The following is a 23,422-nucleotide window of genomic DNA, read 5'->3' on the forward strand; positions in this document are numbered from 1 at the left end:
TTTTAAAAAACAAAGGGATGCAGATTAATTTGCATCCCTTTGTTGTACCTGATTATACTATGAAGCGTTTCTTCAAAAAGCTGGCCTGGACCTGCATCATCCTTTTCGTATTACTTAATATCATCGGGGCCTTTCATGCGTGGAAGTTTACCCACTTTTATGACGACGGCGGCCGCAGGAACAAACTCCCGGAACAAATGAGTACGGGTGAAAAGATAAAAACCATTTTGTTTGGTGTACGCATTGCCAAATCCGCTACCACCAGTTTCCCATCAGTACCTTACGAAACCGTATTGCTGCACACTGCCGGCGGCCTCCGGCTGGAAGGCTGGTGGATCCCAGCCAAAGCGGCTACCGGCACAGTTATCCTGTTCCACGGTTACAATGGCAATAAAGGCTCACTGTTGCCGGAGGCAAATCGTTTCCGCTCGTTGGGCTACAATACTTTTTTACTGGATTTCCGCGCCCATGGCAACAGCGAAGGATATACCTGCAGCGTAGGCTACAAAGAAGCAGAAGATGTAACGCTGGCATGGGAGTATGTAAAACAGAAAAACAAGCAACCGGTGATCCTGTGGGGAGTAAGCATGGGCGCTGCCGCTATTTTAAAGGCTGTTCCTGAATACGGGCTCACACCAAAGCAACTCATCCTCCAGTGCCCGTTTGCTACGCTTACAGACGCCGTAAAAAGCAGGATGCGCGCGGTACATCTGCCGGCATTTCCTTTTTCACAGATCCTTACCTTCTGGGGAGGAATAGAACAAGGCTTCTGGGGCGCTGGTTTTAAGCCGGAAAGCTACGCCCGCCAAATACATATGCCGGTATTATATTTTTACGGGAAACAGGATATCCGGGTTACGGAACAGGAAACACGGGAGGTATTTGCTCATTTAGGTACCCGGCAAAAAAAGCTGTACATCTTCCCCAACGCCGGACACCAGTCGTTTTGCGGCAAAGATTCCACAACCTGGATGAAGGAAGTCACCGCTTTTCTGCAACCATAAAAAAGCGCGCACCATACGAGTGGAGCGCGCTCTTCACAGGATCTGACCCGCCGTTTATATTTGAGTCATGGTGCAGTAGTACTGCCCCACTAGATGCCGTACCGGTTTGTGGTGGATGCTAAATTACAATAGGCAACTGTCACCGGGAGTCACTGCAAAATAATCAGCAAAAACCTTACCGGCGAATAACCACCGGGGTTCCCACTTTGATGACCTCGTATAATTCGTTAACATCTGAGTTCTTCATACTGATACAACCCAGTGTCCAGTTAATACGTCCTTCCACATAACTATCCCGGATACCGGAATTATATTCCACTCCGTGGATGCCGATAGCCCCGCCAATACTGGCGCTGGAGGACACCATGCCCTGTGACTGACGCACACGGAACTTCTGCCAGGACACCTCATTGGGATAGTCCAGCAGCATGAACCTGCTCCAGCTTTTATCCACTCTTTTGGTTAAAATATGGAAAGTTCCTTCCGGTGTTCTGCGATCACCTTCAACTTGTTTATCGGTTTGGTCGCGGTTACCAAATACCACCTTGTAGATTTTTCTCAACGTCACGTCTTCGTATACATACAACCGGTAATCGCTTTTATCTATCAGCAGGAAAATTTTATCAGGATCAATGTTGGCAGCATTTAACCTTACACTATACAAATCAGATTCGTTGATAAATCCACTTAGCGGCAGCAGCAACAGAACAGCTACCAACCAGTAATGACAGCACTTCTTCATAGGAGTAATAAATATGCAGATAACGTAGCAGAATAATCATTTATTGTTTGGGAGATGGTTGGAAATACAAAGGCACAAAGCGTAAAACTTTGTGCCTTTGTATTTTATCAGATTTTTTCTTACGGTAATCAGTAGCCGAAGATCTCTTCCAGCGTGAGCTTCTTCACATCGCCATATTTTTTCAGATCGTCTGTGCTGATCTTCTTTTCAGAAGCAACAATACAATAAGTATATGGTTTGTGCGCCAGGTTCTCATCATGGAACTTCTTCACTTCGTCAAAGTTCATTTTGTCGATCGACTCGTACACCTGTTTGCGGATATCCGTATTTAATCCCAGCTTCTGTGCGGCCAGGAAACTGAAAACAATTCCATCGTTGGTGATACGTTCTGTTTCAATATCCTGCTTCATGCTTTCCTTAGCAGTTTGCAGCAGTTTATCGGCACGGGGAATATCGTTCAGCAATTCGTTCATACCTGAAATGGCGTCATTCATTTTATCTGCCTGGCTACCAACGTAGGCCAATACAGAATAACGGTCGTCTTTTTTATCGGGAGATGCGTAGTAGGCATAGGTAGAATAAGCCAATGCTTTGGATTCGCGGATGGTTTGGAATACAACAGATCCCATTCCGCCACCAAAGTAGCTGTTGAACAGCGTCACCACGCCTGTGTTGGCAGGACTGTATGCCGCTGAATTCCTTACCCAGTTTACTTCTGTCTGCACCATATCATAGTCTGCAAACAGCACCTGGCTTTTATCCTGGTTATCTTTCGCAAATTTTATAGCTTCCGGTGCCTGCTTAAAGGTTGCCGGCAGCGGGTGCAGCTTTTTCACTTCGGCCGCAGCAGCAGCCAGTGGCTGAGGTCCCCAGTAAATAATAGTATGCTTGTAAGCAGGCAGTTCATGCAAAATAGTAACGAGTTCTGATGCAGTAACACCATCCAGCTCAGCCTGACTTAACTGGTTATTAAACGGATTTTTTGCGCCATACATTGCATAGTTTACTACTCCTTTCATAATTGCGCCCTTATTCAGTTTGCTGTCGGAGCGGCCTTTCTGGATGCGGCCTTTCAGTGCTGCCAGTGCGTCTTCATTAGGCTTGCAGTTGGCAATCACGTGTTCAAATAAGGTAACGGCCTTATCGAAATTCTCCTGCAAACCGCTGATCACCACCGTGGTGTTTTCAGCAGAAGCGGATACGCTGAAGTTACAGGCGATGTTATAAAACTCTTTGCTGATCTGCTCAGAGGTGTATTTGTCGGTGCTCAGATATTGCAGGTATTGCGCTGCCAGGGCCAGTTTCTTATTGCTCCAGGTACCCATATCAAAACGGTAGTACAGGTGGAAAAGACCATTGTCTTTGTTTTGTACATACATCATATCGGTATTACCTATCGCGGTTTTCTGGATATCTTTTTCATAATCCAGCCACTGTGGTTTTACCGGCGTGGCAGGCATGGCAGCCACCTGTTGCAGGAAAGTCGACTGTGCTTCCCTGTTTACTTCCACGGGGGTGATGGCAGGTTTCTCTACCTTTTCGATGTTCTTGTCTTCGCCCTTGCGTTTGTAAACAATGACATAGTTATCGTTGAGGAATTTATTGGCATAGTCAACAATTTGTTTTTTGTTAACCGTACCCATATCATCCACATAAGCTACATCATATAACCAGTTTTGACCCCTGCTCTTAATGAATCCGTCCATCAGGGCGGTAGCGCGGTTGTTATTGCTTTCCAGGCCCTGCAGTTCGCTCAGCTTGGCATTATTAACGATGGCTTTCACCAGGGTTTCATCAAAATCTCCTTTCTTCAGGATATCCAGTTGGCCCAGTAAAAGCGCTTTTACTTCTTCCAGGGTTTGGCCTTGTTTGGCTTTACCGCTCAGCGAGAAGATGGAGTAGTCTTTCAGGCCAAGTACACTTACACTGGCGTTCAGTACTTTCTGCTGCTTGTTGATATTGAGATCCATCAAACCGGCTTTACCATTCTGGAGAATGGAAGAGAGCACACCCAGTACCAGGTTGGATTTGGTATCGAGGGCGCCGGGCATTCTGAAGGCGATATCTACGCTTTCAGCATCAGGGCCAAGTACTTCTTTCATTACCGGCGATTTGATCGGCGCTTCCGGGGCAGGCTTGTATTCCTTTACCGGTTTGGCTTTCATATAGCTGAATTTCTGATCGATAGATTTAATCACATAATCCGGATCAAAATCACCCGCCATTACGATGGCCATATTATTAGGCACATAGTATTCGTTGTAGAATTCGCGGATTACTTTCAGGTTTGGATTTTTGAGATGTTCAACGGTACCGATGGTAGATTGCTGACCATAGTTATGGGTAGGAAACAGGGCTGCGAGCATGGTTTCGTACACTTTCCGGCCATCATTATCCAGTCCGCGGTTCTTTTCTTCGTATACGGCTTCCAGTTCGGTGTGGAACAGGCGGAAAACCGGGTCACGGAAACGCTCCGCCTGTACGGTCAGGTATTTGTCGATGGCATTGGAAGGAATATCTTCCTCATAAATAGTTTCTTCTACCCAGGTATGGGCGTTGGTGCCCTGTGCGCCCATGCCCGACATCATTTTGTCGTATTCATTGGCAATGGCATATTTGGCGGCTACTCCGGAAACGCTGTCTATTTCATGATAAACAGCTTTACGGGCAGCAGGGTCCACTGTTTTATTGTATTTATCATACAAATTGGAGATCTCATCGATCAGTGGTTTTTCTTTTGCCCAGTTGAGCGAACCAAATTTTTCAGTGCCTTTAAACAGGAGGTGTTCGAGGTAGTGTGCCAGGCCGGTGTGGTCTTTTGGATCATTATCGCTGCCGGCGCGGGTACCGATCAGTGTCTGGATGCGGGGATCTTTTTTATTGACACTCAGGATAACTGTCAGGCCGTTTTTCAGCGTATAAAAGCGCGCCTTCATGGGATCATCGGAAACGTACTTATAGGTATAACCGCCACCAGTACCCTCCTTCCATTGATATTTTCCCTGGGCTCCCGCTACTTTGAGCGAGCAGGCAAACAGGAATAGTAATACGACTCTTTTAAGACTCATACAAATAGTTGGTTTTTTGAAATTAGTCTGTCAAATATACCGGAAGTCAAAATTATAAAGCGGGAAAAAAGGGAGAATTGTATGAGCGGTAGATGCATAGGAATTGCAACCGGTTGCCTGGCCGGTGATCAAATTAACAAGAAGAGGGTTGATATCAGGGGTTCTGGTTATTATAAATGGTATACTTTCCGCGCACAAAAACCTGGTTAAGCAGCAGCGAGTCGATGGCCATGCTGTTACCGGCCTGTTTTTTCGCTTTCACCCGGCGCCTGTTATGGCTAACGGGAACGGTTATGGTATTGGTGGCAGGAATTACCTGGGAAATGTACCGGGCAGCGGGAATGCTGGTTGGTGCAACTGCTACGGGCAACTGCTCTGGCTGATCAATAAGTAAATTATTTTTTTCGAGTCTAACGCCTAACAAACGTTTCTCACAGGAGTGAATCCATGCAATGCAACCAATACATGTCATCAAAGCAACAAAAGAACGCATAAACACAATTTAGGACTGGCTAATAAATCTTAGAATCCGTTTAACCGGATACCTATTGAAAATGGGTATTGTTGTAACCCATAGTCATGTAATGCCGTAAGGGCAAAATTTGCATACAACTTTACAGGTCCATAGCCCAGTTCACTGGTAAGGCCGAAACGCCACTTGTTAAGATTAAAGTCGTCCGTTTTTCTAACCTTGCCTCTTTCTTCACTTACCTGCTTGGTTCTGGATTTGAGGAGATAACCACCAGAGACACCGAAACTCGCCTGGAACGCACGGCTCGGGCGGGCAGGGTTAGAATTAAAATTAAGCATTACCGGGATCGATATATATTCGGCAAACAGCTTATTCTTTGAAAATTCTACGGAATCTCTGATTATTTGTGTAGGATAACCCGGTAAATACGTGATGCTCCGGGCATACCTATAGTTATTCATCTCTAATCCTAAAGCATATAACAAGTTAAGTTTGTGTTTTGTTATATTAAGTCGCTGTTGAAATAACCAGATATTAAAATTGATTGATTTTCCGGTGATTAGCTTAAATTCTGAAGGCGTCAACGGCGCACTGGCATCCCTTGGGGCAAAAGTGGCGAGGCCTACAGCAGAATAATCATATGATTTGGACACCGGGGCAGGTGCTCCATTGTAATAAGCGCTGTTATTGGGGTAATAATTAATAAAGCTGGCTCCGTTATAGTCGCTGTGATCAATATAATTGTTGAATCCCAGGTCAAAAACGAACCATTTGGTTTGCAGGTTCTTTTTGAGCTTCTGGCGTGCATAGGCGGTATCGTTATAGAACTTATAACTGGTCCGTCCCTTATCATTCTTTCCTTTGATAATGATCAACCCTTTGATCTGTATGGTGTCCGGTGGTGCCGGTGTAGTTTTATCTGCCTTTTGCGCATGAGCCCACCCGCCACATAATACCAGTAACAAAATGAGTAAAAATTTATGCTTCATATGCTATGACCATGATTTATTATTTATTCCTTCTCCGGGAAAAAAGCTTTGCAACATTGGTTACCTTATCTAAAATCCGGCTGTCGCTGCCACTAACAGACATGATCAGCTCACCGGGAGCGCCTGGCTGTTCGGTTGCAGGAACTATTTTATTATTTAAATGATCGTTTGTATTGGTGGTATTGGCTGCCAGTACCGCTTCCTTATTAACTTCCGGCCGAACCGCCACCACATGGGCGTTACCAGCCTGTTGCAGGTGCTCTTCCACTACTTCACTCATAGAATTGCGCTGCGGCGGCAACTGGGAAATAACCGGCAAATCTGCTTTGGGGGCGTCTGCAGCAGCCAGCGCGGGCCCATTTGCAGGAGCGGCAACTGGTTTGCTTTCGCGTGGCGTTACGGCTTTATGGTTTTTGGCCAGTACCGGTTGGTTGCTGCGCGATACAGCAACAGGCGCATCCTGTGTTGCAGCTGCGGATTGGTCAGAAGCAACCGGTGTAGTTACTTCAGGAGTCACGGCCGGCGCAGGTACAGTAACCGCAGGTGGTGTGTTTACCGCAATGGCAGGTTTTTGTGCCGGTTGATCGCCGGCTGGCAATAACCAGATAAGCAGACCCGCTACTATCGCGGCGGCAGCAGTTCCCCACATCATGCGGCGGTATACCGGGCTAACCCGGCGTTTGCTGCTTCTGTAAAGAGATGCTTTATCAGCAAATACCAAAGTGGTATCAGGTACCAGCCTGGTGGCCTCCAATAATGCCAGTTCCCGCTGCGCAGCCGGATGTTGCTGCAGGTATTCCTGCAAAGTGGCTTCCTCAGCAGCGCTCAGCTCCCCGTCGATATGGCTCAGCATTAATACTTCGTAATCAACGGCAGCTGTTTTATATAAAGCAGCTTTATTATCAAAAACAACGTGCTTATCCGGCGTCAGCTTCGCTCCTTCCAGCAGTTCCAGTTCCTGACGGAAAGGAGGATGCTTTTCCAGGAAACGTTCCAGCGCAGCCAGCTCTGTCTCATTCAGCTCACCATCAATGTAGCTGAGGAGATAGGACTCGTAGTTTGATATGTTAATTTCTATCGACAAAAATCTAATTTATTATAAAAATATTATATAACATTCTCCATTTTTACCAGGTAGTTCTTCAGATGTATCCGGGCCCTGTGCAGGTAAACCTTTACCTGGGAAGGATTCAGCTCCATCATTTCTCCTATTTCCTCGTAGGAATATCCTTCATAATCCTTGAGCATAATTAAGGAGCGCTGTACTTCACTGAGCTTGGATAATGCTTTTTCTATGACTTCCTTCGCGTTATGTATCTTATGATCCGATACTTTATCCTCGTCTTTGAACTGGTCTACAAGTGTGATCCGCTTTACCTTACGTACATGATCTATCATATTGTGGTAGCCGACTGTAAACAGGTATGACTTTGCCTTTTCAAAAGGCACATCCTGGCAGTGCTTCCACAATATCTCGAATGAATTCTGTACTACGTCTCTGGCATCTTCCGCATGCTCCAGATTCTTTACTATAAAGCGGAATAAATTGTCCGAATACAGATCCACGCATTTATTGTACTCCTTTTCCGTCATTCCGGTGGTGCGGGATTTTAGTGCTAAGTTCCGACAAATACTTTAATACCCATCATTGACCAAATCCATATTTGTTACCCACACCTACTCTAAAGCTGGTACATTCTCCCCACAGTTGTAGTAACAGTTCCTTTCAAACTGAGCATCAACCTCTTATCAAGTATGCTCTTTTAGCATCTTTTACCAAAGGGGTGAATTATCAGTTTTCCACTTCATGGCATTAATAATCATGATAGTACTATGACGGAGGGCGGCGGGCAAATGTTACACCTGGGTCAAACTTTTTGCTTATCCGGTCGTTACTGATTTACGCGATAAATAATCGTAATACATTTATTGCCATAACTTTGGTAGATCCACTTTAAATATTGCAATTTTTATGAATGAGAAGTTTATAACCCGTTTACGGGAGGAACTCGGCGATATCAATAAAGCCGGCCTGTACAAGAGAGAGCGCATTATTACATCTGAGCAGGGAGCTGAAATACAGGTGGGTGGCAAAACCGTGCTTAACTTTTGCGCAAATAATTACCTGGGTCTGTCGTCACACCCCGCTGTGGTGAAAGCTGCCAAAGATGCAATTGATACCCATGGCTATGGCATGAGCAGCGTTCGCTTTATTTGCGGCACACAGGATATTCACCGGGAACTGGAAGAAAAGATCTCCAAATTCCTCGGTACAGAAGATACTATTTTATACGTAGCGGCATTCGACGCCAATGGTGGCGTATTTGAGCCCCTGTTCAATGAACAGGATGCCATCATTTCTGATGCCCTGAACCACGCCTCCATTATCGACGGCGTTCGTCTCTGCAAGGCACAGCGCTTCCGCTACGAGCATAACAATATGGCGGACCTCGAGGCAAAACTGCAGGAAGCCAAAGACTGCCGCAGCCGGATCATTGTTACAGACGGCTCATTCAGCATGGATGGTACCATTGCCCAGCTGGACAAAATCTGCGACCTGGCCGATAAATACAACGCCATCGTAATGTCCGATGAAAGCCACTCTTCCGGATTCCTGGGTAAAACCGGTCGCGGTACCCATGAGTACCGTGGTGTAATGGGCCGGGTGGATATCATTACCGGCACCCTCGGTAAAGCCCTGGGCGGCGCCTCCGGCGGATTCACCAGCGGACCAAAGGAAGTGATCGACATCCTGCGCCAGCGCAGCCGTCCCTACCTCTTTTCCAACTCGGTGGCCCCCAGCATCGTGGGCGCTTCCATCGCGGTACTGGATATGCTGAGCGAAACCACCACCCTGCGCGACAAACTGGAATACAATACCAAATACTTCCGCAGCAAAATGACGGAAGCCGGATTTGATATCAAACCAGGCGACCACCCGATTGTTCCGGTAATGCTTTATGATGCTGTACTGAGCGCCCAGTTCGCCGACAAACTGCTCCAGGAAGGCATCTATGTAATCGGGTTCTTCTTCCCGGTGGTACCAAAAGGCCAGGCACGCATCCGCGTACAGCTCAGCGCCGGCCACGAACAGGAACACCTCGACAGGGCCATCGCCGCCTTTACCAAAGTAGGTAAGGAACTGGGCGTGATTAAATAAGACTTGCTGCCGTACCCGGTGCATAAAGACTGAGTATGATTAAATAAGACTGCGGGTTAGTGGGGAGATGGACGCCGGAATAATCCCGGTTGCCATCTCCCTGCTAACCCGTAATCGTTTTTCTTACGCCGTAATTCTTACTTTTGCACCTCATAACTACTCAATCATTATGCAGATGAAACGATTTGGCTGGATGTTGCTGGCGGTTGGCCTGTTCCTCGCTGCCTGCGCACCGAATAATGTAAAAGAAGAACAAGACTGGGAAAAATATTTTGCCGAATACAAAGTAGAAGGCACTTTCATGTTATTCAACAACAGTCAGGGCACCTTTAAAGTATATAACCTCGACAGGGCTAAAAAGCGCTTTCAGCCTGCATCTACCTTTAAAATATTCAATTCACTCGTGGGCCTGCATACCGGCGTTATCAAAGATACCAGCATGGTAATCCGCTGGGATAGCGTAACCCGCCAGTTTCCCGCATGGAACCAGGACCTCACCATGGCCCAGGCATTTAAACAATCGGCCGTACCCTACTTCCAGGAAGTAGCCCGGCGCATCGGCCAGCCAACGATGCAACTGTGGCTCGACTCCATTAAGTACGGCAATATGAAAATCAGCCGCCTGGATACTTTCTGGCTGGATAACTCCCTGCTCATTTCACCGGATGAAGAACTGGGCTTTGTAAAAAAACTCTATTTCGACCAGCTGCCTTTTGCAAAAACAACCATGAAAACTGTACGGGAAGTGATGCTCATGGAAAAAACGCCGAAATATGAACTGTCTTACAAAACAGGATGGGACTATAACGACGTGAAAAAATTAGGTTGGGTAGTAGGATGGATTGAAGAAAACAGGCACCCTACCTTTTTTGTGCTGAATATAGAAACAGAAGATCCTAAAGTGGATATTCCTAAAGTACGGATGGCCATCCTGAGAAACATCCTCACGGATGCCGGTTACTTTAAGGGCGAAATGTAGCAATTCGGGCTTCCCCTGCCCCGGCCTGGGGACCGGGATCGTTAAAAAAACGATAAAACCCCACTCCTACAGCTTGCAATACGTGACAAAAAAATTATTTTTGATACCTTACCTGGTGTACTCCCGGTAACGGTTATCTTAAAATCGAATATGTTACGATTTCAGCATAGTGAATATTTATGGGCACTGGTGCTCCTGTTGGTTTTACAGGTGGCCTTCCTGGGCGTGTCGTGGTGGAAACGCCGCTCTATACGCCGCATCGGGGATCAGGCACTGGTAGAAAAACTCTTTACCGGCTACTCCCGCAAACTATTTATATTAAAGTTCCTGCTTATTTTCCTGGCTTTCTTCTTCGGCGTAGTTGGATTGGCCAACCTGCAGAAAGGCAGCCGCATGGAAAAAATCACCCGCAAAGGCGTGGATGTGATGATAGCGCTGGACGTAAGTAAAAGTATGCTGGCTACGGACGTGCAGCCGGACCGCCTTACCCGCGCCCGCCAGCTGATCAGTAAGCTGATGGACAAACTGGATAATGACCGCGTTGGCCTCGTGGTATTTGCCGGTAACGCTTACCTGCAAATGCCCCTCACAGTTGATTATTCTGCCGCCAAAATGTACCTCAGCACCGTATCCCCGGATATGATCCCAACGCAGGGTACCGCCATCGGCCAGGCGATACAGGTATCTGACGACGCTTTTAATAAAAAAGAACGTAAACATAAAGCCCTCATCATTATCTCTGATGGGGAAGATCATGATGAAACCGCTATCCAGCGTACCAAAGCCGCTTTTGAGAACGGCGCCGTTACCAATACTATCGGCATCGGTTCTGTAGCAGGTTCTCCCCTGCCGGACCCGGAAACCGGGAGCTATAAAAAAGACCGCGAGGGCAATACCGTTATTTCCAAACTGAATGAAGCGGAGCTCAGAGGCATTGCGGCGGCCGGTAAAGGCATTTACCAGCACCTGGATAATAATACCGACGATGTGGTAAATACCCTCGTTAGTAAGATAGACGGCATGGAGCAGAAAGAATTTGGAGAGAACGTATTCACCGACTACAACAGTTATTTTCAGTATTTCCTGGGCGTATGCCTGGCATTGCTGCTGATTGAATTTTTTATTCCTGAAGTTCGCTTCAAGCGCACTCCTGAATCACCGGCAGTTTAATTCATTACTCATGAAAATCATTTTTATAAAATATAGTTTCCTTATTGCAGTAATGCTCGCCAGCCTTACCGGCTTCGCGCAGAACGGCTCCAATAAGTATATCCGCAAAGGCAACGAACTGTATAAAAAACAACAATACACCGATGCCGAAGCCAATTACAAAAAAGCGCTGGAACAAAACGCCCAATCCGCCGAAGGCAGTTATAACCTCGGCAACTCCCTCTATCAGCAAAAGCGTTACGATGACGCACGCGCGCAATATGCCAACAGCCTGAAACTGGGTGGCAAACCAGCCATCAAATCCGACGCTGATTATAATATCGGCAATACCTTCATGGAAGGCAAAAAATGGGAAGAAAGCATCAAATCCTACAAACAGGCATTGAAGGTCAATCCCTCCGATGAAGATGCCCGTTATAACCTCGCCTATGCCCAGGCCATGCTGAAAAAACAACAGCAAGGCGGCGGCGGCAATGATAAAAAAGATAACAAAGACAAGGACAAGAATAAAGACAAGAACAAAAACGATCAGAACAAAGACAAAAATAAAGATCAGAACAAAGACCAACAGGATCAAAACAAGGATCAAAACAAAGACCAGAACAAGGATCAGCAGAATAAAGACCAGGACAAAGGCGATAAAGACAAAGAGGATCAGCAGAAGCCGGAGCCACAACCCAGTAAGTTGAGCAAGCAGGAAGCAGAACGCCTGTTGCAGGCTTTATCACAGGAAGAAAAGAAATTGCAGGACAAAGCGAAGAAAGTAAAAGGTCAGATTGTACCAAAAGACAAAGACTGGTAAATTTTCATCCTCTCCATATCACACATCCCAAAGCTGGTAGTCCCGCTTTGGGATGTTTTATTTAAGGGCAGAAGGTACGCTACCCGTGTACTTCTTATATGCCTTAATGAAATGATTCTGATCGTAGTAGCCATTATCCAGGGCTATACCGGTTAATGGCTGCGCCGCTTTAAACTCTATCTCGACTATCTATCTCCCTTAAAAAAATGCTGCTGAAAAATAAACTGCAGGCCATCACAAAAGGCAAAGTAAAAACACCTTATCCAATGAAATTTCTTTAAAAAAAAAGCAATTCGTCTAATCCTCCTAATCCTGAATAAGACAACATCCGCGCATAAAAAAACCGGAATAGGAATATTCCGGCCGTTTTACCTAAACCTACAATTGTTACGCGGCGTAACAATTCTCTTCGTGTTTTAAAGCAACAGCGCCCCTTGCGGAAGCGCTGTATTGCCTGATTCATCAGGGAAGTATGTTTGCCTGCTATCCGTCACTCTTTACCTTGCCGAATACAGTCTGTTAAATGATTCTTTTGTCCGTTGATTCCTGTTTTTTCCTGACGATTCATTTACCTGTTGATCCATTTTTCCTGCAAACAACTTCCCCCTTTAAACACACATTATTTTGCGACTGCCGTTAACAGCGTTCCTTCTTTTATTTCATCGCTGCCATTCTGTACCAGCTGGTCGTTGTCGGACAAATCACCGAAAACCTCCACCTGTCCGTTGGATTCATTTCCACACTTCACCGGTATCCACACAGCTTTGTTATTCACCGACTTAATCACAAATACCCTTTCTGAATTACTAATGATGGCAGATTTAGGCACGATGTACACATCTTTCTTGCCTGGCATTGGCATCAGCACTTCCGCATACATACCCGGAAGCAGGCGGGCTTCTTTGTTGGCCACATCCATTTCCAGTATTTCAGAACGCAGCTTTACATCCAGGCTGCCGGCTATGCGGTTCACCTTCGCCGTAAAAGTGTCTCCCGGCAAGGACTTCACGGTAAAACGCACATTGCCGGCGTGGTGTGCATCATCTGTATAGATTTCAGGCACGGCCACGGACAAACGCAGTTTCTGCTGTTCTTCCAAACGGAACAACGGTTTATCTGAACCCTTACCGGCAGGGCCTACATAAGTACCCGGGTGCACATTACGCTGGCTGATCACTCCGCTGAACGGAGCGCGGATCACCAGGTAGCCCAGCATTTGCTGTACTTCATGGTAAGAAGAACGGGAGGATAACAATTCCGCGCTATCGGCACTCATTTTCTCAAACGCCATATCCAGGTCGTTAGGAGAAATGGTACCCGGCACCTTACTGGTTTTGAGCAAACGTTCGTACGTGGCGCGGCTGGCGCGAAACATCGCTTCCTTTGTATGAAGCCTGGATTGCGCTTCCAGCAACTGTGTATTCATTTCCGGCGCATCCAGCGTTGCCAGCACCTGGCCGGCAGTTACCTGGCTGCCCAGATCTACATTTACATTTTTTACATAGCTGTTCACTTTTGCATAGAGATCAGCAAATTGAAACGGCTTTATTTCTCCGGGTAATTTCAGGGATGCATCCAGCTGGCTTTTTTGCAGGTGAATAATTTTCACCTGAACACTTCCGTCTTCTTTTTCATTTTCATCGTCTGCCCGGGAACTGTGACAGGAGGTGAAATACAAACCGGCAGATAATAATGCAGCAGCTGTCATGACCCGATACGACAGGCTGTATTTATTTATATTCATGATATTGATATGTCGTTTAGTCATTATAGTTATACCTGTGTTAAACACGTGCCGCCCCCGGAACGTAATACGGGCTGTTTTCATCTTCAGGGTCCAGTGATACCGATTTCACTGTTGACTTCTGTTGTACCCACGCGAAGATGAGCGGTAAAATAAACAGGGAAGCAAAAGTGCTGGCTATCAACCCGCCAATTACCGCGCGGCCCAGCGGTGCTGTTTGGTCACCCGCTTCACCCAGTCCCGATGCCATCGGGATCATACCTGCCACCATGGCGATGCTCGTCATCAGAATAGGACGCAACCGGATAGAAGTACCTTCCAGTGCCGATCTGCGGGCATCATGATTTTCCAGCCGCAGCTTTTCCGCATTGGTGATCAGCAGGATCGCATTGGCTACCGACACGCCCACCGACATAATAATCCCCATATATGATTGGAGGTTAAGCGTAGAACCTGTGATCAGCAACATGATCAGTGACCCTGCCAGTACCGCCGGGATCGTAGACACCACCACCAACGCTACTTTGAACGACTGGAAATTAGCCGCCAGCAATAACAGGATCACAATAATGGCTACCAGCAATCCCGATTGTAAACTATCCAGTGTTTCATTCAGCAGGTTCATCAAACCACGCTTTTCTACGGTAATACCACGCGGCGGCTCGCCGGCGCGTTTGATGGCCGCCGCCACAGCAGTAGAGGCATTGCCCAGGTCTTTCTTGTGAATATTGGCGCCAATAGAAACAATCCTCACGGCGCCGATACGGTCATATTCTCCTACCACGGTATCCGGCTGTAACATAGCCACATCTCCCAATGAAGGCCGGGTGTTGTTTTTGCTGATAGGAATAGCCGCCATATCATTGATACTCGACATCTCATTTTCCGGTACGGAGATCTGAACAAAATAAGACGTTGCATTTTTCTCATCCAGCCAGTTATTTTTTTCCGTAAAACGGCTGGAGGAGGTGGAAGCCGTGAGTGATTTAGCGATGTCTGTAACGCTTACGCCCAGCTGTCCGGCCCTCTCCCGGTCAATGTTTATCCGGATAGCCGGGTAATCCATCGCCTGATTGATCTGCACGTCCCGCAGGAAGGGAATCTTCTTCATTTCTGCCAATACCTTTTTCGCGTACGGTACGCTTTCCTTCAGATTTTTACCCATGATGGCAATTTCAATCGGCGTAGAGGCGCCCTGGCTCATTACCTTGTCGGTAAGATCTATTGGCTCAAAGCTCATCTTTACTTCCGGCATCTGCTCATGGATCCGCTTGCGCAGCTTCTCTTTGAACTCATCCATGTTGATCTTAAAATCCTCTTTCATGTTCACCTGCAACACGGCTTCATTAGGGGTAGCCATAAACAGGTAAATGGGGTTGGTAGAATAGGACGATGGATGAGTACCGATGAAGGAAGAAGTAATGTCGATGTTTTTGGCGCCGACCACCTCCTTCAGAATTTCCGTGGATTTAATAAGCATGGTTTCCGTCCGTTCCAGGCGCGTTCCGGTAGGTTCTTTCAGCCTTAACTGGAACTGCCCGTTATTCAGTTTAGGTAAAATATCACGGCCTATAATACTCATACATAGCGCTACTATACCAATAACCCCAATAAAGTAGGCGCCAATCACCAGCTTCCGCCTTTTCAGCAGCGTTTCCAGCCAGCCGATAAAGCGCAGCTTAAAGCGATCGAAGCCGGAAATAGTTTTGGCGTGTTGCTTTTCATCTGCAATTTCTGTTTCAATATACCCGGCTGTTTTATGCACGTCGTTGCTATGCACATGCGGGTGGCCATGATGCTTGAATTTATTGGCATCCAGCATCCAGTTGGCGAGAATGGGTACCAGCGTTTGCGACAACAGGTAAGAAGCGATCATGGAAAAGCCGATGGCCAGCGACAGGGGCATAAACATCGCACGGGGCACGCCTTTCATGGTAAAGGAAGGTGCAAACACCGCGAGGATGCACAACAGGATCAGCAGTTTTGGAAAGGCAATTTCCTGGCAGGCATGCCAGATTGCCTGGGCTTTTGGCTTCCCCATTTCCAGATGCTGGTGAATGTTTTCAATGGTTACCGTCGACTCATCTACCAGGATACCTATGGCCAGCGCCAGTCCGCTCAGCGTCATGATGTTGATCGTTTGCCCGAAGAGCTTGAGCAACATCACGCCAATGATGATGGATACCGGGATGGTGATGATCACGATATAGGCACTGCGCCGGTCGCCCAGGAACAGCAACACCATCAGCGCCGTGAGTACAGCGCCTATTACGCCTTCACTGATAAGGCTTTTCACGGCATTGATCACATATACGCTCTGGTCAAATACAAAGGAAATCTTTACGTCTTCCGGTAATAATTTCTGAATATTGGGTAATGCTCCCTTCAGGTTATTTACTACCGTCCACGTGGAGGCATCTGCAGTTTTTATGATAGGGAGATATACAGAGCGCTTTCCGTTGATCACGGCGTAGCTACTGGTGATGTCTGCGGCATCTTCTACCTTCGCCACATCCCGTACAAATACGGTAGGGCCATCTCCCATTACCAGCGGAATATTCTCAAATTCCTTTACCGTGCGTATCACGGTGTTAGCGGGTGTGAGATAGGTGATATCGCCGATACGCACGTTGCCGGCCGGTGATATCTGGTTATTATCTTTTATAGCGGCTACTACCTGGTCGGCCGAAAGATGGTGGCTGCGCATCAGTTGCGGATCCACATGGATCACGATGGTGCGGGAGTTACCACCAAAAGGCGCAGGTGAAGTAAGACCGGCAATCCGGCTGAACGACGGACGTACAACGGTCATCGCCAGATCCTGTAGTTCATTATTGGTGCGTGTAGGACTGCTCAGTGCCAGCTGACCAATGGGTAAGGTAGATGCATCAAAACGGATAATAAAGGGCGGTTGCGTACCAGACGGCATCGATGCAAAGGCACGATTGGCCATCGCTGTTACTTCTGCCGCGGCCTGGGCCATGTTTGTCCCTTCGTAAAAAGAGATCTTGATCATGGTAAGGCCCTGGATATTTTTGGCCTCAATATCTTTTACGCCGGTTACATACAGGAAGAGGTTCTGGTAGTTGGTAGCAATAAAGCCTTCCATCTGCTGCGGCGACATGCCGCCGTATGGCTGTGATACGTATATAGCCGGGAGGTTAAGATCCGGAAAGATATCTATTTTAATATCCCGCGTTGCTTGAATACCAAAAAACAATAGTCCCATCACTACCACGATGATGGCTATCGGCTTTTGTAATGCGGTTTTAATCAGGTTCATACAGTTATATTCAGGAAATGATGCTTTCCGGTTAATTACAGTTGATTCAAAAACAATTGCAGATTCCCAACGGTAGCGGATTTATACAATATCGCCTGCCACACGCCATTGTATGCAATATCCCGGTCTGTTTCAGCGCGGTTAATATTGTACAGTGCCTGGGCCAGGTCGGCGATGTTGGTGAGCCCGTTCTCATACAGGGTACTTTTCTGCAGGAAGGCGTCGCTGGCGGCTTTCAGGCCAATGGGCGCTTCCCGGTATTTCTTCACCGCATTATCTATCTGTTGTTCCGACAGCTGCAGCTGATGTTGCAAACGGCTGTAGGTTTGATTGTATTCATTCTTTAATCCTTCTGTAGTGTAGTGCTGACGGGCAACCTGCGAATGTGTGCGCCACAGATCCGTCACCGTCCACGAAAGATTGAGGCCCACGAGGTAATTGGATACCTGCGGCTTCACGCCCGACCAGTATGCCTGGCTGTAGTGGCTGAGATTAGCAGCGCCGTAGTCGTAGTCAAACCCGGAACCGCGCGTTTGCATCACACCCATAAAGGACAGTCGCGGCATGGCATTTTTGCTGATCAGCTTTTGATTGGCGTCACTCAATGTTACACGGGAGCTGAACAGTTTCAGCAAGGGCTGATTCTTCAGTGATACAGAATCCTGTGCAGACACCGTTTCCAGCAGCTGGTTGGGTATCTTGGTAATAAACGTGGTATCCAGTGTAAAGTCCTGCGGAGGCACGTCCATCATTTCCGCGAGCTTATTGCTTTGTGCATTTTCGTAATTCACCGCGTCTACCAGCGTCAGTTTTGCTTTGGATACTTCTGCGTTGGCGATAGAGCTGTCTACTCCGGCACTGAGCCCGTTCAATGCGCGGGAAACAATGATATGCTGCAGGTCCTGCGCACGTTTCAGGTTCGATTCCATGGAGCCCCGCAACCGCTGTGCTGCCAGCAGGTTAAGATATGCCCCCGCGATACGTACCTGCTGTTCAAATTTCTCCTGTTCCAGGTCAGCCTGGTTGGTATACAATTGTTCTTTCGCGGCCTGCACTTTTGCGTGCTGGCGGCCAAAGGTGACTACATCCCAGCTGATATTGGCCAGGTATAATCCACCGAAGGCGGCATTCCAGTTCTGTGATGGCAGGGCCGGACCGGAAGCGCCGGTAGTCCAGCCTTTATATCCCCACATAGGACCATTTTCACCATTCACGGTACCATAACTATTCTGGGCGGCAAGGTTCAGATCAGGTAAGTATTCTCTTTTTACTGCACTGATATTTTCTGTAGCTGCTTTAGCATAGTTTTCTTTTGCTTTGATGGACTGATAATTTTTCAATCCTGTTTGTAGTGCTTCCTGTAAGGTGAGCGGGCGGGGCTGACCCATCACGGCCACCGAACAGCAGCCTGCAATCACCAGCAGGCAAAGCGGTTTCCAGATGTTCATATATTAATCTATAGCGTCTTAAAAGCCGGCTGATGCGGGCTCACAAATAAGAATGCAAATATAGAACGGGGTAAGTGGCGGGTGTTAGGACAAATCAGCTATTGACTTGGACTATTTGAACATCATATCCCGGAAATCCTGGGGAGAGATACCGGTATTGTTCTTAAAAAAGCGGCTAAAGTAAGCAGGGTCCTCGAATCCAAGCTCATAACAGATCTCCTTGACACTTTTGTGACTGAAGGCCAGGTTTCGTTTTGATTCGAGCACAATCCGGTCGTGTAATAATTCGGTGACGGTACGACCGGTGGTTTCTTTGGTGATTTCGTTCAGTCTTTTGGGGGTGAGGGCAAAGGCGCCTGCATAAAAGGCCACCTGGTGTTCTGTGCGGTAATGTTGTTCCAGCAGGCGGCGCAGCTGCACAACACGTGCGTCGTGCGCCAGCGGCATCATGGTTTCCGCGGCATTGCGTTTCTTTTCCCGTTCTATCAGCAACAGGAAGGCATTCAGGTAATGTTTCACAATGCCCCAGCTGCCGGCAGGCGCGCAGGATTTTTCCCTGCTCATCAGTTGTATCAGCCCCAGGAGAGACTCCGAGGTATGGCCGCTGGTACTGATGGGCCCGTATCCGTGCCAGTTATCGAAAAGCGAAGTAAAATCGTAAAGGGTTTCTTTATCGTGCTTATTGGTAAAGTAAAATTGTTCCGTGAAATACAGGAAATACCCTTCCCGCTCACAATCCAGCTGATGCACCTGTCCCGGGCGAAGCAGGAAGATCATATCATCTTCCACCTCATACCACACGAAATCCACCATGTGCCGTCCTTTCCCTTTGGTGATCCATATAATCTGAAAATGATCATGGCGGTGAGGCTGGTCCGTTAATTCATTGCGGAACATGCCCAGGGAAGCTACGTTGAACTGCCCGGAAAAGGGCAATTGCTGGTAAGGTATATCTATGCTTTTATTCAGTAACATACAGTGGCTCAAAAATACACTTTTATCCCCTATTTGTGCCCTTTGGCGCCCGCCGTTCGTGGAATTTAATGTAGCTTTAAGCTGCGGCTTTATTATACCACAGGTTTACTAACTTTGCTTCCGCAGGAAAACAAAAACAACGTATGCAGCTTTATTGCAACTCTCTGACAGAATACAAACGACTGGCCACACTGGAAGTAAAGGTGGGAGATCTTATCATCGGAAATTTTAACCCGGTCCGCATTCAAACCATGACTACCACCGATACCATGGATACCGCTGCTACCGTGGCGCAAACCATCCGTTGTATCGAAGCCGGTGCAGAACTGGTACGCATCACCGCCCCCAGTAAAAAGGAGGCCGATAACCTGCTGGTCATCAAAAACGAACTACGCAAACAAGGGTATACGACTCCCCTGGTAGCCGATATCCATTTTACGCCCAATGCCGCCGAAATAGCCGCCCGGATCGTAGAAAAGGTGCGGGTGAACCCGGGAAATTATGTAGATAAAAAGAAATTTGAACAAATCGATTATACCGACAGCGAATACCTTGAGGAAATAGACCGCATCCGCGAGCGCTTCTCTCCCCTGGTAAAAATCTGTAAAGAATATGGCACCGCCATGCGGATAGGCACCAACCACGGCTCTCTGAGCGATCGGATCATGAGCCGCTACGGCGATACCCCGATGGGTATGGTGGAAAGTGCCATGGAATTTTTACGTATTGCGGAAGACCTGCAATACCGCAATATAGTGCTGAGCATGAAGGCCAGTAACCCCCAGGTAATGGTGCAGGCCTACCGCCTGCTGGTACAAACGATGGAACAGGAACTGGGCCACTGCTATCCGCTGCACCTCGGTGTAACAGAAGCCGGCGACGGGGAAGATGGCCGCATTAAATCTGCTATCGGCATAGGCACACTCCTCGAAGATGGCGTAGGTGATACCATCCGTGTTTCCCTCACAGAAGATCCTGAATTTGAACTGCCGGTTTGTAAGGATATTGTGAAAAGATATACTAACCGCAACGACTATACGGCTATTCCGCCGGTAACAGATATCCCCTATTCCCCTTTCGAATACAAACGCCGCGAAAGCACGCCTGTAGAGAATACCGGCGAAAAGCAGGTACCGGTGGTAGTGGCAGATTTCAGCGATAACAACGGCTTACAGCCCGCCGATCTGAATGCCATCGGGTATACGTACGATGAGCCCAGCGATAAATGGAATATCGGGGATGCCGCCGCAGATTACATTTACACCGGCAAACAGTTACCCGCCTTCGGCCTGCCCGGCACCCTGCGGGTAGTGATAGATGCGGAGTATTGGCTGAGCATCGCCAATAAACAGGAACTGGTGCCTTACTTTGATGCCCGTCATTATGTAACCGCCTGCGAACAACAGGAAATTGGCCGTATCAACTTTGTACAATTCGACTGCAATCACCTGGATACCGAACATCATGAACAACTGCTGCTGCAACTGGGTAACCCCGCCGTAGCTGCCGGCACCGTACTTGTGGCCACCGCTTCCGGCAGCAATGCGATGGCGGCTATCAGGCGCCTGTTCATCTTACTGCTCAACAAAAATATCAAGGTACCTGTCATCATCCATAGTATCAGTAATCAGCCTTCGGCAGATGAACACCTGATCCACCATGCCACCGAAGCCGGCGCACTGCTGCTCGATGGCTTCGGCGATGGATTATGGCTGAGTAATCAACCATCACAACCCGGTCAGCATGCTACGTTGAACAATATTTCATTCGGCATCCTGCAGGCTACGCGTACCCGCATTTCCAAAACGGAGTATATCTCCTGCCCGTCGTGCGGCCGCACCTTGTTCGACCTCCAGGAAACTACCGCCCGCATCCGCGCCGTGACCCATCACCTGAAAGGCGTAAAAATCGCCATCATGGGCTGCATCGTAAACGGTCCGGGTGAAATGGCCGACGCCGACTTTGGTTATGTTGGCAGCGGCGTAGGCAAAATTACTCTTTACCGCGGTAAGGAAATTGTGAAACGTGGCCTCAACAGCGATGTAGCCGTCAACGAACTGATAAACCTGATCCGGGAAAACGGCATGTGGGTGGAAAAAAACTGATTATTAAATCTGGCTTAAAAACAGCAGCAGCGGATACAGCAATGCCGGGAAAAGCTTAATTTTCATAAAACATATTTAATATGAAAAAGTTCCTCACCGGATTATTGGCCATGTTTATGGGTTTAACCGTAGCAATGGCTCAAACACCCGCCACCGCCAAAAAAGAAGCAAAACCAAAAACAGAAAAGAAAGCAGAGAAAGCAACACCTGCTACTCCCGCTCCAGCCGCTACTACTAAAACAAAGAAAGACGGCACACCGGATAAACGATATAAAGAAAACAAAACAGCCGCAGCTCCTGCAGGACCAACAAAGAAAGACGGAACGCCTGATATGCGCTACAAATCAAACAATAAAAGCGCAGGTAAGAAAAAAGCATAACCATTACCTGTTACTGAATAAAAAATCTTTAAACCCCGCACAGCCGATACTGTACGGGGTTTTCTTTTTCAGTTATATTTTCATCGTTTTACTTTTTATACAGATCGCCAATAAGGATTGGAGCCCTGCCGGCCAGGGTATTTATAAACACTTCGGTTTTACGCCGCCTTAGTTGTAAGGTATTTTTGTATTTTTAGTGCATGTTCGATTTCAGACTCAGGGTATTTCACACCGTCGCCAAGCGTCTCAGCTTCACCAAGGCTGCAGAGGAATTATATATTTCACAACCGGCTGTTACCAAACATATTCATGAACTGGAGCAGCAACTGGGCATGGCGTTGTTCGAAAGGATCGGGAATAAAATAAAACTTACCCGCACCGGCGTGCTGGTAATGCATCACGCAGAAATCATTTTTACCGATTACCGCAACCTGGAGTATGATGTAAACCAGCTGAAACACATGCAGGGTGGCCTGCTGCCCATAGGCGCCAGCACTACCATTGCGCAATACCTGATCCCGCCGTTGTTGGCCAAATTCAACCAGCGGTACCCGGATGTTAAAACATCGCTCACCAGCGGAAATACAGAACAGATTGAACAGGCGTTATTTGAAAAAAGTATTCAGCTGGGTATCATTGAAGGCAGCTCTAAAAATCCTTTACTGAAATATGTGGAGTTTGCGAAAGATGAAATTATATTGGTCGGCAATATGAAGCATCAGTATGGCAATGGCGAACCGCTTGGCCCGGCCGATCTTAAAACTATTCCCCTGCTGATGAGGGAACATGGTTCCGGCACGCTGGAAGTGATCACCGAGGAACTGAAACGCCTGAAATTAAAGATCACCGATCTGAACGTAGCCATGTATATGGGTAGTACTGAAAGCATTAAATCCTACCTGCATCATTCGCCCTGTGCAGCCTTTATTTCCTCACAGGCCGTGCAGCGCGAACTGGAACTGGGCGAATTCAGGATATTACCGGTAAAGAATTTCAAACTGGTGAGAAAACTTCACTTCACCTATCTCCAGGGCTTACAGGATAAGCTCTGCCAGCTCTTCATCCGTTTTGCAAAACAGAACATGGTGGAGTAACGGTCAT

General features: G+C 47.5%; 18 protein-coding genes. 8 read left to right on the plus strand and 10 right to left on the minus strand.

Going from position 1 to position 23,422, the window contains the following annotated elements; all coding sequences use genetic code 11:
* The first annotated feature begins 17 nt into the window (after positions 1 to 17).
* Complete coding sequence (locus AB6805_RS06885; protein ID WP_370908704.1) at positions 18 to 1,004, plus strand: alpha/beta hydrolase; 987 nt, start codon at positions 18 to 20, stop codon at positions 1,002 to 1,004.
* Positions 1,005 to 1,179: 175 nt separating this feature from the next.
* On the opposite strand, the gene AB6805_RS06890 is transcribed toward AB6805_RS06885, so the two are convergent.
* From AB6805_RS06890 to AB6805_RS06915, 6 genes are all read right to left on the minus strand, one after another.
* Positions 1,180 to 1,746 carry a murein L,D-transpeptidase family protein gene (locus AB6805_RS06890; protein WP_370908705.1) on the minus strand — a complete coding sequence of 189 codons (567 nt, stop codon included), beginning with the start codon at positions 1,744 to 1,746 and terminating at the stop codon, positions 1,180 to 1,182.
* A 128-nt stretch (positions 1,747 to 1,874) separates the two neighbouring features.
* Positions 1,875 to 4,814 (minus strand): M16 family metallopeptidase, encoded by a 2,940-nt coding sequence (locus AB6805_RS06895; protein ID WP_370908706.1) that lies wholly within the window; start codon positions 4,812 to 4,814, stop codon positions 1,875 to 1,877.
* 154 nt (positions 4,815 to 4,968) lie between these two features.
* Positions 4,969 to 5,307 (minus strand): hypothetical protein, encoded by a 339-nt coding sequence (locus tag AB6805_RS06900; RefSeq protein WP_370908707.1) that lies wholly within the window; start codon positions 5,305 to 5,307, stop codon positions 4,969 to 4,971.
* A gap of 29 nt (positions 5,308 to 5,336) precedes the next feature.
* Positions 5,337 to 6,275 (minus strand): outer membrane beta-barrel protein, encoded by a 939-nt coding sequence (locus AB6805_RS06905; protein WP_370908708.1) that lies wholly within the window; start codon positions 6,273 to 6,275, stop codon positions 5,337 to 5,339.
* A 19-nt stretch (positions 6,276 to 6,294) separates the two neighbouring features.
* Entirely contained in the window at positions 6,295 to 7,359 is a 1,065-nt protein-coding gene (locus tag AB6805_RS06910) for a hypothetical protein (RefSeq protein ID WP_370908709.1), read from the minus strand.
* 23 nt (positions 7,360 to 7,382) lie between these two features.
* On the minus strand, positions 7,383 to 7,868 hold the full coding sequence (locus tag AB6805_RS06915; protein WP_079471317.1) for an RNA polymerase sigma factor: 486 nt from the start codon (positions 7,866 to 7,868) through the stop codon (positions 7,383 to 7,385).
* 379 nt (positions 7,869 to 8,247) lie between these two features.
* On the opposite strand from AB6805_RS06915, the gene kbl reads away from it, so the two are divergent.
* The 4 genes from kbl to AB6805_RS06935 all read left to right on the plus strand — a co-directional run bounded on the left by kbl (position 8,248) and on the right by AB6805_RS06935 (position 12,386).
* A complete protein-coding gene (gene kbl, locus AB6805_RS06920) occupies positions 8,248 to 9,435 on the plus strand; it encodes a glycine C-acetyltransferase (protein WP_370908710.1) in 1,188 nt (395 codons plus the stop codon).
* A 169-nt stretch (positions 9,436 to 9,604) separates the two neighbouring features.
* Entirely contained in the window at positions 9,605 to 10,414 is an 810-nt protein-coding gene (blaOXA, locus tag AB6805_RS06925; RefSeq protein ID WP_370908711.1) for a class D beta-lactamase, read from the plus strand.
* A 150-nt stretch (positions 10,415 to 10,564) separates the two neighbouring features.
* Positions 10,565 to 11,584, plus strand: a complete 1,020-nt coding sequence (locus AB6805_RS06930) for a VWA domain-containing protein (protein WP_370908712.1) — start codon at positions 10,565 to 10,567, stop codon at positions 11,582 to 11,584.
* Between the two features lie 10 nt (positions 11,585 to 11,594).
* The gene (locus AB6805_RS06935) at positions 11,595 to 12,386 is read left to right on the plus strand and encodes a tetratricopeptide repeat protein (protein WP_370908713.1); all 792 of its coding nucleotides are present in this window, start codon (positions 11,595 to 11,597) and stop codon (positions 12,384 to 12,386) included.
* 619 nt (positions 12,387 to 13,005) lie between these two features.
* Here AB6805_RS06935 and AB6805_RS06940 read toward each other — a convergent pair.
* From AB6805_RS06940 to AB6805_RS06955, 4 genes are all read right to left on the minus strand, one after another.
* Positions 13,006 to 14,154: an efflux RND transporter periplasmic adaptor subunit gene (locus tag AB6805_RS06940; protein ID WP_370908714.1), complete on the minus strand. Its 1,149-nt coding sequence runs from the start codon at positions 14,152 to 14,154 to the stop codon at positions 13,006 to 13,008.
* Positions 14,155 to 14,170: 16 nt separating this feature from the next.
* Positions 14,171 to 17,413 (minus strand): efflux RND transporter permease subunit, encoded by a 3,243-nt coding sequence (locus tag AB6805_RS06945; RefSeq protein WP_370908715.1) that lies wholly within the window; start codon positions 17,411 to 17,413, stop codon positions 14,171 to 14,173.
* A 35-nt stretch (positions 17,414 to 17,448) separates the two neighbouring features.
* Positions 17,449 to 18,861 carry a TolC family protein gene (locus AB6805_RS06950; protein WP_370908716.1) on the minus strand — a complete coding sequence of 471 codons (1,413 nt, stop codon included), beginning with the start codon at positions 18,859 to 18,861 and terminating at the stop codon, positions 17,449 to 17,451.
* Between the two features lie 111 nt (positions 18,862 to 18,972).
* Positions 18,973 to 19,836 (minus strand): helix-turn-helix domain-containing protein, encoded by an 864-nt coding sequence (locus AB6805_RS06955; RefSeq protein WP_370908717.1) that lies wholly within the window; start codon positions 19,834 to 19,836, stop codon positions 18,973 to 18,975.
* A 143-nt stretch (positions 19,837 to 19,979) separates the two neighbouring features.
* Between AB6805_RS06955 and ispG the strand changes: the two genes are divergently transcribed.
* From ispG to AB6805_RS06970, 3 genes are all read left to right on the plus strand, one after another.
* Positions 19,980 to 21,941, plus strand: a complete 1,962-nt coding sequence (gene ispG / locus AB6805_RS06960) for a (E)-4-hydroxy-3-methylbut-2-enyl-diphosphate synthase (protein WP_370908718.1) — start codon at positions 19,980 to 19,982, stop codon at positions 21,939 to 21,941.
* Positions 21,942 to 22,021: 80 nt separating this feature from the next.
* Positions 22,022 to 22,321, plus strand: a complete 300-nt coding sequence (locus AB6805_RS06965) for a hypothetical protein (RefSeq protein WP_370908719.1) — start codon at positions 22,022 to 22,024, stop codon at positions 22,319 to 22,321.
* Between the two features lie 200 nt (positions 22,322 to 22,521).
* Entirely contained in the window at positions 22,522 to 23,415 is an 894-nt protein-coding gene (locus AB6805_RS06970; protein ID WP_370908720.1) for a LysR substrate-binding domain-containing protein, read from the plus strand.
* The last annotated feature ends 7 nt before the right edge of the window (positions 23,416 to 23,422 follow it).

Source organism: Chitinophaga sp. RCC_12, from assembly GCF_041360695.1.
Lineage (GTDB): Bacteria > Bacteroidota > Bacteroidia > Chitinophagales > Chitinophagaceae > Chitinophaga.